The sequence below is a fragment of the Streptococcus sp. KHUD_016 genome (assembly GCF_051106465.1).
Taxonomy (GTDB): domain Bacteria; phylum Bacillota; class Bacilli; order Lactobacillales; family Streptococcaceae; genus Streptococcus.
Genome location: NZ_CP193663.1, coordinates 853915 through 868278, shown reverse-complemented (window position 1 = coordinate 868278; position 14364 = coordinate 853915). Strand labels below are relative to the sequence as shown.

General features: G+C 40.8%; 12 protein-coding genes. 2 read left to right on the top strand and 10 right to left on the bottom strand.

The window, feature by feature from the left end:
- Positions 1–25: 25 nt before the first annotated feature.
- A complete protein-coding gene (lysS, locus tag ACORHV_RS04005) occupies positions 26–1516 on the top strand; it encodes a lysine--tRNA ligase (protein WP_000102437.1) in 1491 nt (496 codons plus the stop codon).
- Positions 1517–1742: 226 nt separating this feature from the next.
- Here lysS and ACORHV_RS04000 read toward each other — a convergent pair whose 3' ends face one another.
- The 6 genes from ACORHV_RS04000 to ACORHV_RS03975 all read right to left on the bottom strand — a co-directional run bounded on the left by ACORHV_RS04000 (position 1743) and on the right by ACORHV_RS03975 (position 8744).
- Complete coding sequence (locus ACORHV_RS04000) at positions 1743–2582, bottom strand: amino acid ABC transporter substrate-binding protein (RefSeq protein WP_000823418.1); 840 nt, start codon at positions 2580–2582, stop codon at positions 1743–1745.
- A gap of 15 nt (positions 2583–2597) precedes the next feature.
- A complete protein-coding gene (locus ACORHV_RS03995) occupies positions 2598–3227 on the bottom strand; it encodes an amino acid ABC transporter ATP-binding protein (RefSeq protein WP_434398892.1) in 630 nt (209 codons plus the stop codon).
- A gap of 10 nt (positions 3228–3237) precedes the next feature.
- Positions 3238–3879, bottom strand: a complete 642-nt coding sequence (locus ACORHV_RS03990; protein WP_000121156.1) for an amino acid ABC transporter permease — start codon at positions 3877–3879, stop codon at positions 3238–3240.
- Positions 3880–4267: 388 nt separating this feature from the next.
- Positions 4268–6067: a Spy0128 family protein gene (locus tag ACORHV_RS03985; RefSeq protein WP_434398890.1), complete on the bottom strand. Its 1800-nt coding sequence runs from the start codon at positions 6065–6067 to the stop codon at positions 4268–4270.
- Between the two features lie 291 nt (positions 6068–6358).
- Entirely contained in the window at positions 6359–7588 is a 1230-nt protein-coding gene (locus ACORHV_RS03980; RefSeq protein WP_434398888.1) for a tetratricopeptide repeat protein, read from the bottom strand.
- Positions 7578–8744 carry an AI-2E family transporter gene (locus ACORHV_RS03975; RefSeq protein ID WP_000400296.1) on the bottom strand — a complete coding sequence of 389 codons (1167 nt, stop codon included), beginning with the start codon at positions 8742–8744 and terminating at the stop codon, positions 7578–7580. Before ACORHV_RS03975 ends, ACORHV_RS03980 begins: the two co-directional genes overlap by 11 nt.
- Before the next feature lie 144 nt (positions 8745–8888).
- On the opposite strand from ACORHV_RS03975, the gene ACORHV_RS03970 reads away from it, so the two are divergent.
- Positions 8889–9902: a lactonase family protein gene (locus ACORHV_RS03970; protein ID WP_000665601.1), complete on the top strand. Its 1014-nt coding sequence runs from the start codon at positions 8889–8891 to the stop codon at positions 9900–9902.
- A 32-nt stretch (positions 9903–9934) separates the two neighbouring features.
- On the opposite strand, the gene ACORHV_RS03965 is transcribed toward ACORHV_RS03970, so the two are convergent.
- From ACORHV_RS03965 to atpA, 4 genes are all read right to left on the bottom strand, one after another.
- Positions 9935–10354 carry a F0F1 ATP synthase subunit epsilon gene (locus ACORHV_RS03965; protein ID WP_000940836.1) on the bottom strand — a complete coding sequence of 140 codons (420 nt, stop codon included), beginning with the start codon at positions 10352–10354 and terminating at the stop codon, positions 9935–9937.
- A gap of 10 nt (positions 10355–10364) precedes the next feature.
- On the bottom strand, positions 10365–11771 hold the full coding sequence (gene atpD, locus ACORHV_RS03960; protein ID WP_000094367.1) for a F0F1 ATP synthase subunit beta: 1407 nt from the start codon (positions 11769–11771) through the stop codon (positions 10365–10367).
- Positions 11772–11961: 190 nt separating this feature from the next.
- On the bottom strand, positions 11962–12840 hold the full coding sequence (locus ACORHV_RS03955; RefSeq protein WP_000301234.1) for a F0F1 ATP synthase subunit gamma: 879 nt from the start codon (positions 12838–12840) through the stop codon (positions 11962–11964).
- A 15-nt stretch (positions 12841–12855) separates the two neighbouring features.
- Positions 12856–14361 carry a F0F1 ATP synthase subunit alpha gene (gene atpA, locus ACORHV_RS03950; protein WP_000996615.1) on the bottom strand — a complete coding sequence of 502 codons (1506 nt, stop codon included), beginning with the start codon at positions 14359–14361 and terminating at the stop codon, positions 12856–12858.
- Between the last annotated feature and the right edge of the window lie 3 nt (positions 14362–14364).

Sequence of the window (14364 nt, the reverse complement as noted above, 5' to 3'; positions counted from 1 at the left end):
TTTTGAGTAAAATTAGGAGGAACCCATGTCTACAGAACATATGGAAGAACTAAATGACCAGCAGATCGTTCGCCGTGAAAAAATGGCTGCGCTCCGTGAACAAGGAATCGATCCCTTCGGAAAACGTTTTGAACGTACTGCTAACTCACAAGAGCTTAAAGACAAATTTGCAGAACTTGATAAAGAACAATTACATGAATTAAATGAAACTGCTACTATCGCTGGACGCTTAGTAACCAAACGTGGAAAAGGGAAAGTCGGCTTTGCCCATCTTCAAGACCGAGAAGGTCAAATCCAAATCTACGTTCGTAAAGATGCTGTTGGTGAAGAAAACTACGAAATCTTCAAAAAAGCAGACCTCGGTGACTTCCTTGGTGTCGAAGGTGAAGTCATGCGTACAGATATGGGAGAACTTTCTATCAAGGCAACTCACATCACACACTTGTCTAAAGCACTTCGCCCACTTCCAGAGAAATTCCACGGTTTGACAGACGTTGAAACCATCTATCGTAAACGTTACCTTGACTTGATTTCTAACCGCGAAAGCTTCGAACGTTTTGTTACTCGTTCAAAAATCATCTCTGAAATCCGTCGTTATCTAGATCAAAAAGGCTTCCTTGAAGTGGAAACACCTGTCCTTCATAATGAAGCCGGTGGTGCTGCTGCTCGTCCATTTATCACTCACCACAATGCCCAAAACATTGACATGGTGCTTCGTATCGCGACTGAGCTTCACTTGAAACGCCTTATCGTTGGTGGTATGGAACGTGTCTATGAAATTGGCCGTATCTTCCGTAACGAAGGAATGGACGCTACTCACAACCCTGAATTCACTTCTATCGAAGTTTACCAAGCTTATGCAGACTTCCAAGATATCATGGATTTGACGGAAGGTATTATCCAACACGCTGCTAAGGTAGTTAAGGGTGATGGTCCAGTTAACTACCAGGGCACTGAAATTAAGATCAACGAACCATTTAAACGTGTTCACATGGTGGATGCTATCAAAGAAATTACTGGTGTTGATTTCTGGCAAGATATGACTTTCGAAGAAGCTAAAGCTATCGCTGCTGAGAAGAAAGTTCCAGTTGAGAAACACTACACTGAAGTTGGTCACATCATCAATGCCTTCTTTGAAGAGTTCGTCGAAGAAACCTTGATCCAACCAACCTTTGTCTATGGACATCCAGTAGCAGTATCTCCACTCGCGAAGAAGAATCCTGAAGACGAACGCTTTACTGACCGTTTCGAGCTCTTCATCATGACTAAGGAGTACGGTAATGCCTTTACTGAGTTGAACGACCCAATCGACCAGCTCAGCCGTTTTGAAGCTCAAGCTAAAGCTAAAGAGCTTGGTGATGATGAAGCAACTGGTATTGACTACGACTACATTGAAGCCCTTGAATACGGTATGCCACCAACAGGTGGTTTGGGTATCGGTATCGACCGTCTCTGCATGCTCCTCACTGATACAACTACTATCCGTGATGTATTGCTCTTCCCAACAATGAAATAATACTCTTCGAAAATCTCTTCAAACCGCGTCAGCATTTCCTTGCCGTATGTATGGTTACTGACTTCGTCAGTTATATCCACAACCTCAAAACAGTGTTTTGAGAAGCCTGCAGCTAGCTTCCTAGTTTGCTCTTTGATTTTCATTGAGTATAAGCTCTTATCCTCTGGTACTTTCCAGAGGATTTTTCAATGCAAAAAGAGACTGAGGAAAAACTCAATCTCTTTTCTTATTCTTGATTTTTAACTTGACTGGTGGCTACATCTTCCCCAAACCATTTCTGGCTGATTTCCTGAAATTTTCCTTCTTGGTATAGTGAGATAAAGGCTTGATTCAGAGCAGCTAGCAAGGTTTTATCAGCAGGTCTAACACCCACTGCAAAAGCTTCACTTTCAAATCCAGCTGAAAAGACATTGTAGTCATTTAATATTCCTTCAGACTGGAGATAATAATTGGCATATACCCGGTCAATCAACAAGGCATCAATCCGATCGTTTTTCAAATCAATTAAGGCTTCATTGAAACTTTGGTATTGATTGGCCTTCTGGTCTTTCACTCGATTCTTGAGTAGTTCGGGTTGTCCTTCAAAATTCAAATATCCAGAAGATCCAGCCTGGGCCCCTAAAACTTTGTCAGTCATATCCTGAACTGAGTGGATGTTTTGAGACTTTTTAGAGACCAAAACTTGTTGATTTTCCATGTAAGGAATGGTAAAAGCAACCTTCTCTTTCCGTTCATCTGTTGCTGTATAGCCATTCCAGATGGCATCAATGGTACCATTTTGTAGCTCGGTTTCTTTCATATCCCAGTCGATGGGTTGAAATTTAATCTGAATTCCTAGCTTTTCGGAAACAGCTTGGGCCAGGTCAATATCAAAGCCTGCATACTGGCCATTCTTTTCCTCAAATCCCATAGGAACAAAGGTATTGTCAAAGCCAATGGTAATGCTTCCCTGCTTTTGATATTTGGCCCAATTATCCTGATTTGGATCACTTGCCTTCTGAGTACAAGCCGTCAGGAAGAAGCTAAAGAACAGAGCAAGTACAAGGGCAATTTTCTTTCTCTTCATAGGCACCTCCTAGTCCTACTTTGGATCAACCTTAAGAATCTGATCAGCAATGTTTTCCGCAAACTGAAGATCGTGGGTCACAACAATCTGGGTCATCCCACGCTCTTTATTTTGAAGGATAAGTTTTTCTACTTCTAATCGCAATTCTGGATCTAAGGCTGATGTAGGCTCATCATATCCAATAATTTCTGGGTTTATCATCATAGCGCGAGCTAAGGCCACCCGTTGTTTTTGCCCACCTGAAAGTGAGAACGGAAAGGCATCTGCATGTCCTGCTAACCCAAGTTGTTCTAACAAACCACGCGCCTTCTTCTCAGCAACTTCCTTGTCCATACCCGTCGTTTTTATCGGCGACAAGGTTAAGTTATCTAGAACTGACAAATGCGGAAAGAGTTGAAAATCTTGGAAAACAAATCCCAGAAGATTGCGCTTTTCTAGTTCGTCTATAGCTAGCGATTCGCCGTTATAGTAGATTTCCCCCGAATCGATGGTTTCCAGTCCAGCTAGCATACGTAATAGGGTTGTCTTTCCGCCTCCTGATGGACCTACGATTGCAAGGATTTGCTTTTCAGGAATTGATAGGCTGAAATTGGTTAAGATTTGTTTGCCACCAAAGGCCTTGTTGATATTTTGTAATTCTAACATAGCAATCCTCCTATCTGTAATAACTGTACTTCTTCTCAAGTTTTTTCGCTACAATGGTTACAAGACCAATCATAATCAAATAAATCGCTCCGGCTAAGAACATAGGAACAAGACTAGCATCTCGATTGGCTGCTGTCCGACTTGCCAAAATCAAATCTGAAATCCCAAGGGCATAAACCAATGAAGTATCCTTGACTAAACTCATGATTTCATTAAAGACGCTCGGTAAGACAATCTTTGTAACCTGAGGCAAAATAATATAGCGCACTGTGTCAAAAGGACTAAACTTCAAAACCTTAGCAGCCTCATATTGACCTTTAGGAATGGTTTCAATCCCACCACGAAAGATTTCAGCAAAGTAGGCTGCATAGTTCAATACAAAAGCGATCACAGCAGCAGGCAAACGATCTAAACGTATCCCAATGCTAGGGAGAACATAGTAAATAAAGATTAATTGCAAGAGCAAGGGAGTCCCTCGCATCACCCAAATATAAAGGTCAATCAGATAATGGAGGGGTTTCCAGCGGACTTGTAAAGCAAAGGCAACGACAATACCTAAAGGAATTGAAAAGATCAAGACCAGAGCAAAGACTTGAAGAGTCATACTTGCACCGTTCAATAAACTTGGTAATATCTCAAACATATAAGACATACTGCACCTCCTAAAAATTATTGTTCCTATTATAGCATAAATAAACAATTTAGCAAGGGTTTTTGTAAAAAAATTCTATAATTATTGAACTATACACCTTTATCTAAGAAATCAGAGCGAAATATCATCTTACAGAATTCGAAGAATTATAAGGATTCTAGACTCGAATATAAGTTTAACTTCTAAATCTGAGAGAACAATGATCCAATTTTTTTATCAAATATCTATAAAAATTTCATTGATACAGAACGCTGTTTTCTCTCATTCACTTCATACCTCTAGAGATATAAAAAAAGAACCACTTTATAAGAATAGTATCATTTCTACTATCCATACAAGTGGCTCTTTGATGATGCCATAGCAAAGGCATTAAGATTTTTCAACTAGATTATTTAACTTTTTTGAAACGGAATAAGAGAATGGAACCAAATGCAAGTACTACTCCTACAACAGTAAGCAAGATAGTCATTTCAGATGTACCAGTATTTGGTAGTTCTTTATTTTCTTCTGGTTGTTTAGGTTTGTTATCAGAAGAACCTGGAGTCTCAGTAGCATAAGTATTTGTGATGGTTGGATTATTACCTGTAACTGTTGCTACAAGTTGACCCTGACCATTGTCTGCAACTTTTACTGTTACTGTATAAGCATTTTTATCATAAGTTACACCAGCTTCACCACCATCTTTTTCAGTGATCGTGTATGTGTGAGTTCCTGTAGCAGTGTATTCAATCGCTGGGAAAGCAACTGTTCCATCTGCAGTATTCTTAGCTGTAGCTACAAGTTTGTCGCCTTCTTTCAATTCAAATTCATATTTATCTGCCTCAAGAGGTTTACCATTTAGGACTTTTTTAGCAGTAATTGAAGTTGTTGCAGATTTAGCAGAATACGAATTTACAAAAACTTTATTGTCATATTTAACACTTGCAAACTTCTCACCATAAACATCTGTCACAGTAACTTCTGCGTTAATAGTCTTATCATCGTAAGCAAAACCTGGTTTTTGATCATTAACTTCTTTGATTTGATACTTATAAGTACCCACTGTAGAGAATTTAACGGCTTTAAATTTCACTTTGCCATCTTTATCATTCTTAACAGTTTCAACAACTGATCCGTTTGGATCAAGTAGTTGGAAGCTAAATTCTTCAGCTGCTAAGTCTTTTCCTTTTAACTGCTTAGAAACCTCAAATGAAACTTCTGTAGAACGTGAACCAGAACTAATACCTTCAGTTGTGGTTAATGGTGCAAAACCTTCTACATCAAAGTTTTCAGTCGAAGTCGTAATTTTAACGTTATTGAAAGCTTTCTTTGTTGTATTATCAACTGGTGCGGTGATACGAGTCTTATAAACTACATACAAACCTTGGTTAGTTAGATCACCATTACCATTTGGAGTAATAGTGAAGTGATTAGAATCTTGAACAACAATGTGACTTGGATTCAAAAGAGGATGATGCTCATCCTTACCCCATTCAGTAAAGTAGTAACCTGTAATCTCACTAGCTAATACTTGCCCTTCAGGGATTGTATCTTGAATCGAAACACCCTCATAAGGATTAGCATATTTGTTTACGCGAATATACCAATTAATATAATTTGGATCGTTCGTATCTTGAACTCCCCATTTAGTAAATCCTGTTGGATCCTCATCTGGAACAATACGAGTCAAATTGTATACTCCTGCTCCAGGAATGTCGATTGGATACGATTTATTGAGTTCAACATTATCAGCCCATACAACAGTAAATAAGGCCGAAATTTGTTTCTCTTCAGGTAAGTTAGCAAAATAATCTTCGTTACTTACCGTCACAGTCGCTGTATTTGCAGACTTATTTGTCGTTAACTCAGCAACTTTAGTGACTCCATCGTTACCAAAGATTTCAGTAGTTGAATCTGATTCAATTTTAAATTCATTTGGAACTTTATAAACCATAAAGTCACCATTCTTCAACGTTGTTGAGTTGTCGAATTTGTAAGTGGTTTGAAGGTAAAATTTCCCTTCACCATACTCTGCACCATCAACTAACTTATTATTGTTAATTGTCGGTACTGTCGTTAGCGTATAGCTACTAGATGGTAGTTCAGCAGCTTTAACCACATTGCTAGTTCTTAGTACTGGGATAAATACTGAAGCTACTAACAATAGCGCCATGAATGCATGAGAAAGTTTTTTATTAATCTTTTTCACAACATTTGCCTCCTTTATTTTTGGGGATAGATTCCCCTATTTATTATTATATATTCTTATATAAATTTGTCAAGTATTTCATAGTAGTTCGATGTTCAAATCATACCTTTAAACCCTTATTTTATAGGGTGTAGCAGGCTTTCATCGTTCAAAACTTCATCTAAATTGGCTATAAGAAATTCTAACATTTATATTATATTAGTAAAAAAGAAAAGACCTCTGAGGTCTTTCAAATCATTCATTTAAAGTCATTCGTTTCTGTTAATAAAATTTTACAAAAAATAGAAATCCTTAAAGTGTTTCTAAGAGTTCTTGCATTTGAACATCATTTGGAACGAGTTTTAAATAAGCTTCAGCTTGCACTTTGGCTTCTTCAAAATACCCCAATTCACGCAAAAGATAAGTATACTGCTCCAGAAATTCAGGATTATCCTTGAGATCAAGCGATAGTTCCTGATAGAGCTCATAGGCCTTATCTAAATCCTCGATTTCCTGGTAAGAACGGGCAATCATCCACTTGGTCAAGAGATTTTCAGGTTCTTGACTTTGGAGAGCGATAATGTCCTCAAATCGCTCTTGTTCCATATAAATGGTTGAGAGTCGAAGGAAAATCTCCTCAAGATCTTCTGCATCTTCTTTTGCAGTAAGGAGAAAGTCCTCCGCTGCCTTAGCATCATGCAATTCATACGAAAACTGAGAAGCAGCCAGTAAGAGCCGAGTTTCAAATGGATTTTTCTCCAAACCTTGTTTAGCGATACGAAGGGCCTCTTCCACCTGATGTTCCTTATGCAAAGCTTGACTATAACCATATTCATATCCTTCAAAGTCAGGTGAAATGGTATCAATCTGCTTAAAGTAAAGAACAGATTTTTGATACTCTTCTTGGTCAAAGTAAAGACTAGCCAGTTCAAAGGCAGTTTGGTCATCGTATTCTAATTCTAAAGCTTTTTCTAAGAATTCAGTTGCAGCTTCAAACTTGCCTAACTGGGCATAAGCGTAGCCAATTCGTTGATAGGTTGAGACACCCGTTTGCTCATAGATGGAGCGATTGTCTAATTGAGCATAACCCTGAATAGCTTCCTGATAATTTCCTAACTCACTATCCAACTCAGCCAAACCAAAAACTAATAAGGGATCGTCTGAGTAGTTTAGGGCTTCCAGTAACTTTTCACGCGCTACATCTGTCAATCCTTCCAACTGATAGAGGTCAGCCTTCAAGGCCAAAGCCGACACGTACCAGTCACTTTCGGGTGTGATTTCCTCAAGGTGAGCAAAGGCTTCCTCAACATTGCCATCCTCACTAGCAATACTTGCTAAATTCAGATTCACTTCTGGAAATTCTGTAACGATTTTTTGGTAAATTTCTTTTGCTTGAGGATAAAAGCCAATTCCCTCTAGATAGCTTGCTAGTTCGTAAAGAACTTCACTTGAATCTGTTTCGAGGGCTTTGTGAAAATACTGATCCGCTTTGATTAAATCCTGTTCATCCAAAGCCTGGAGCATGTGTTGACTATTGTTCACTCTTGATTTCCTCCCCTTCTTCTTCATACAAACCGCTGACTTTTTTATACCAGTTAAAGATAGCTGAGATAACGACCTTGGCAGAAGCATAGACAGGAATTCCCAGCAAGACTCCCCAAATACCAAACATAGAACCTGAAGTTAGGAGAACAAAGAGGACATTGATTGGATGGATGTTTAGCTGACTACCTAAAATAAGCGGAGAAACGAAGCGACCTTCAATCGTTTGTTCAACAATAAAGACAATAATCACTTTCAAAAGCATCACAGGTCCTGCTATCAAGCCCAAAACCAAAGCAGGCAACATGGCAAGAAAACTACCCAGGTAAGGTACTAGATTGAGGATACCAGCCGTGATCCCCAGAGTCACAGCATATCTGAGACCAATAATCTTAAAGAAGATAATAAACATAATTGCCACGATAATAGCAACTGTAACCTGCCCTCTAACATAGTTTGACAACTGTTTATTAACATCTGACAAAACTTGTCCGACAGGTTCTTTTAACTTGTTTGGGATAAACTTAGTCAAATAGTCTCGTAGACCTTTCCCATCTCTCAAAAGATAAAAGAGCATGAAGGGTACGATAATAACCGCAACAATGACCTGGGAAACGCTACTGATAAAGGCGCTAACCCAGTTAACAGCTTGAGAAGAGATTTTGCTGGCCCACATGGTCGCCTCACTAGAAACATTGGAAAGAACCTGCTCCAACTGTGGTCTAAAATCATCTGGCAAGCGTTTGGTTACAAGGTCATTGATCACCTTATCAGCATCTTCCAGGTATGTCGGCACATTCTTCGCAAAATTTAAGACTTGACGTTGCAGATTAGGAATTGCGACTGCCAGCCCCCAAATGATAAAGAGTCCAATAACAACAAAAACAATACTAATGGCAAGGACACGATTGATCTTGTGCTTCTCCATCCAGTCAACAATCGGATTGAGGAGGTAATAAAGTAAACCAGATAAAATAACTGGCAACATGACAACTCCTAGAAAATCCAAAACTGGTAAAAAAATAAAACTAATCTTACTTAGAATAAAAATGTTTAGCCCCAGTAACAAAGTTACTAAAAATACAGTGATGGCTTTATTATCTAAAAACCACTTAAAAAACCAAGATAGGCTAAAATGTTTCTCTTTATGTTCCATAAATACATCCTTTCTGTCATTCTCTCATTATACCATTTTTAGACTAAAATAACTCTTTTTTAAAGTGCTTACATGGATGAATCTGATGCTTCATGACTGCCATTTTGTGGTATAATGAACTTATCATTATTAAGAGGTATGGACATGAAAGAAACTGTTTATTTTGGAACTTACACTCGTCGCTTATCTAAAGGGATTTACAAGGCAGATTTTGATACAGAAACAGGCCAGCTTGCAAATCTTGAACTCTTTGCTGCTGAACCAAGTCCGACCTACCTTGCCTTTGACCAACAGCAACACTTATACACTGTAGGGAGCCAGGATGGCTTAGGTGGAATCGCTGCTTACAAGACAGATGGCGCTTTGCTAAATCATGTGGTTGAAGAAGGCGCTCCCCATTGTTATGTGGCAGTGGATGAAAAGCGTGGTCTCGTTTATGGGGCCAACTATCATAAAGGTCAAGTTCTCGTTTATAAACGTCAAACGGATGGTAGCCTCATCCAAACAGATCTAGATCAGCATAGTGGACAAGGTCCTCATGAAAACCAAACTTCCCCACATGTACACTTTACGGATCTAACACCTGACCAGTACCTCGTCACCTGTGATCTAGGTACGGATGAAGTAACGACCTACGATGTTAGTTCAGAAGGAAAACTAAGTAAGCTCCACACTTATCACGGCCAAGCTGGAGCAGGTGCTCGCCACATCGTTTTCCACCACCACTATAAGATTGCCTATCTCATCTGCGAACTTAATAGCACTATCGAGGTCTTGATTTATGATGGGGTCGGTGAATTTGAACGCATGCAAGTCATTTCAACCTTACCAGATGGATACGAAGGCTTCAATGCTACTGCTGCCATTCGTCTTTCAAAAGATGGCAAATACCTCTATGCATCTAACCGAGGTCATGATTCCATTGCAGTCTATACAATCCTCGCTGATGGTAGCTTGGAATTATTAGAGATTGTACCAAGTCATGGTAAAAATCCACGTGATTTCGACCTAACTCCTGATCAAGAGTTTCTCATTGCTGTTCATCAAGATTCTGATAACGCAACCGTCTTTAAACGCAATCCTAAAAGTGGTCGTCTTGCAGAACTTTCTAACGACTTTCATGTCCCTGAAGCAGTCTGCATCAACTTCCCACATTAAAAAAAATGAACTTGAGTTTCAAGTTCATTTTTTTATAGTCTATTTCCGACATTGATACGGTTGATAGCACGTTGCAATGCGATTTTTGCACGACGCTCTTGGTCAATCAAATGCTTGTCATGGGCTTCTTCGATTTCTCGTTCAGCGCGAAGTTTTGCACGTTCAGCACGACTGATATCGATATCACGAGCACGCTCTGCTGAGTCTGCTACAATGGTAATGATATCATTAGCAATCTCGATAATTCCTCCGTTCACTGCAATCCAGTTTACATGAGTATCATCATCGATACGTTTTACCTTCACTTCATCAACCGCTAAAACCGCAATCATATTTTCATGTCGTGGCAAGATCCCCATCTCACCATCCAGAGTTCGTACCGATACAAAGCTGGCATGGTGATCATAGACGAGGCCATCTGGTGTCACGATCTGGACAGTTAAATGAGCCATAGATCACCTCTTAAAATCCCATTTTCTCTGCCTTAGCAATGACGTCTTCGATTGAACCGACACCACGGAAGGCATCTTCTGGTAGCTGGTCATGTTTTCCTTCAAGGATTTCCTTAAAGCCACGAACTGTTTCCGCTACTGGCACATAAGAACCAGGTTGACCAGTAAATTGTTCTGCAACGTTAAAGTTTTGAGACAAGAAGAACTGGATACGACGGGCACGAGCAACCAAGGTCTTTTCTTCATCAGAGAGTTCATCCATACCAAGGATAGCAATGATATCTTGCAATTCATGGTAACGTTGAAGAACACGTTTAACTTCCGCAGCTACAGCATAGTGCTCCTCACCAACAATCTCAGGTGCCAAGGCACGAGAGCTTGAAGCCAGTGGGTCAACGGCTGGGTAAATCCCCAACTGTACCAACTTACGTTCCAAGTTAGTCGTTGAATCCAAGTGAGCGAAGGCTGTTGCTGGCGCTGGGTCAGTATAGTCATCCGCAGGCACATAGATGGCTTGGATAGAGGTTACAGAACCCTTCTTAGTTGACGTGATACGCTCTTGCAATTGACCCATTTCTGTAGCAAGTGTTGGTTGGTATCCAACGGCTGATGGCATCCGACCCAAAAGGGCAGATACTTCTGAACCAGCCTGAGTGAAACGGAAGATATTGTCAATAAAGAGAAGCACGTCTTGGCCTTCTACATCACGGAAGTATTCAGCGATTGTCAAGCCAGTAAGGGCAACACGCATACGTGCTCCTGGTGGTTCATTCATCTGACCAAATACCATTGCTGTTTTCTCGATAACGCCTGATTCTTTCATTTCCCAGTAAAGGTCGTTCCCTTCACGAGTACGTTCCCCAACACCGGTAAATACGGAAATACCCCCATGTTCTTGGGCAATGTTGTGAATCAATTCTTGGATTAAGACGGTTTTACCAACTCCGGCACCACCGAAGAGTCCGACTTTCCCCCCTTTAAGGTATGGGGCAAGAAGGTCGATAACCTTAATCCCAGTTTCAAGAATTTCAGAAGAGGTAGACAATTCATCAAAAGTTGGAGCTTTTTTATGAATTGGCTGACGCTCAGCGTCTTCAGCAAAAGGAGCATCCAAGTCAATGGTATCTCCCAAAACATTGAAGACACGTCCCAAAGTTTCTTTACCTACTGGAACCGAGATTGGACGACCTGTGTCCAAAACTTCCATTCCACGAGTCAAACCATCTGTTGATTCCATGGCGATCGTACGGACCATACCATCACCCAACTCCAAGGCTACTTCAAGGACGATTTTTGTTTTTCTTTCGTCATTTTTGTAGACGACAAGTGCATTGTTAATCTCAGGAAGTGGTTCCCCAGCTGCAAACAAAACGTCTACAACGGGTCCGATAACCTGAGCAATTTTACCTGAACTCATCTCCTTCTCCTATTCTATATAAGATACTGTCGGTTCCTAGCTCAACTAGGTCCTAATACTCTTCGAAAATCTCTTCAAACCACGTCAGCATCGCCTTACCGTACTCAAGTACAGCCTGCGGCTAGCTTCCTAGTTTGCTCTTTAATTTTCATTGAGTATAAGTTCATTTTGATACGAGGGAGGCAAAGCCTTATTCTAAGGCACTAGCCCCCGCTACGATTTCTGTAATTTCTTGTGTAATCGCCGCCTGTCTGGCACGGTTATACTGGATAGTCAAATCATTGATAACTTTCTTGGCATTATCAGTCGCTGTCTGCATAGCTGTCATACCTGCGGCATTTTCAGCTGTCTTGGCATCGATAATAGCCCCGTAAATCATACTTTCGGCATACTGTGGCAACAACTGCTCTAGAATCTCATCACGGCTCGTTTCCAACTCAAAGGTTAAGCTATACTCCTCATCTGCTTCATTTGGATCGAGGTCAACAATCGGAAGCATTTGCTCCACACGCATTTGGCTGGTAAGCGTATTGACGTGGTGATTATAGCAAACATAAAGTTCATCAAAGAGTTCATTTTGGTACATCTCAATCGTTTTTGAAATAATTTTACGAACTTCATCAAAACTTGGTTGGTCGGCCAAGCCCCGCAATTCATAGATTGGTTGAATGCCACGAGCCTTAAAGAAATCAGCCCCCATACCACCAATACAGATAACTTCAAAGTCATCACCATTTGGATGATATTCTTCTTTCAGCTCCATCACAGCTTTAAGGATGGAAGCATTATAACCTCCAACCAAGCCACGGTCTGAAGTAATAACGATATAGCCTGTTTTCTTAACTGGACGACTAATGAGCATTGGATTGGTAGAGCCACCAGATCCGTTACCATGTAGAATATCCGTCAAAAGCTTACGAACCTTCTGAGCATAAACTTGAAAATTGCGTGCTGCTTCTTCAGAGCGACCTAACTTGGCAGCCGATACCATTTGCATGGCATTAGTGATTTGACTAGTATTTTTTGTTGAGGCGATTTTTGTTTTAATATCATTTAGAGATACTGCCATCTGACACCTCTATTCTTATTGGAAGCTGGATTGATTGAGAAACTCTGTAATCGCAGCATCCAAGACTGCTTCTTCTGGCAAGTCTTTTGTTTCACGAATGGTTTCCAAAATCTCTGGATGTTGTGCATCAAAGAAGGCATGGAACTCTTCCTCAAAACGAACAATGTCATTTACAGGAACTGTATCCAAGAATCCGTGTGTCAAAGCATACAGGATCGTCACTTGTTTCTCAACAGGCAAAGGCTTGTGAACAGGTTGTTTCAATACTTCTACCGTACGACGACCACGATTCAACTTAGCTTGAGTAGCCGCATCCAAGTCCGAACCGAACTTAGTGAAGGCTTCTAACTCACGGTATGAAGCAAGGTCGATACGAAGAGTACCAGCAACCTTCTTCATGGCTTTAATCTGAGCAGAACCACCTACACGAGATACAGATGAACCCGCATCAATAGCTGGGCGAATACCTGCGTTAAAGAGTCCATCTCCAAGGAAGATTTGTCCGTCAGTGATAGAAATCACGTTGGTTGCGATATAGGCAGAGATATCTCCTGCTTGCGTCTCAATAAATGGTAGGGCTGTGATTGATCCACCACCAAGCTCGTCAGAAACTTTGGCTGAGCGCTCAAGCAAACGGCTGTGAAGGTAGAAGACATCCCCTGGGAAGGCCTCACGACCTGGTGGACGACGGAGCAAGAGAGAAAGTTCACGATAAGCTACCGCTTGTTTAGATAGGTCATCATAAACGATCAAAACATGCTTGCCTTGGTACATGAATTCTTCTGCCATAGCGACCCCTGCATATGGAGCAAGGAAGAGTAATGGAGAAGGTTGTGAAGCTGAGGCTGTCACAACGATTGTGTAATCCAAGGCACCGTACTGACGAAGTGTTTCTACTTGTGTACGAACTGTTGATTCTTTTTGTCCAATCGCTACATAGATACATATCATATCTTGCCCTTTTTGGTTCAAGATGGTATCGATTGCAATGGTTGTTTTCCCTGTCTGACGGTCACCAATGATCAGCTCACGCTGACCACGACCAATCGGTACAAGGGCGTCAATAGCTTTCAAACCTGTTTGCAATGGTTCTGATACAGACTTACGCTCCATAACACCAGGAGCTGGTGCTTCTACTGGACGAGTCTTGTCAGTATGGATTTCTCCGAGACCATCAACGGGACGACCAAGTGGATCCACAACACGTCCAATCAAGTTATCACCGACAGGAACTTCCATGATTTTACCCGTGCGACGGATAGTGTCTCCTTCACGGATATCCGTGAAGTCACCGAGAATGATGATCCCAACGTCTGTTGATTCCAAGTTTTGCGCCATACCATAAGAGCCGTTTTCAAAAATCAAGAGCTCTCCACTCATGGCATTTTCAAGGCCGTGGGCACGCGCAATACCGTCCCCGATATAGGTTACAACACCAGTTTCAGTCACATCAAAAATGGGTTTGAAATTTTCAATTTGTTGCTTAATTAAAGCGCTGATTTCTTGTGCGTTAATTGCCAAAAG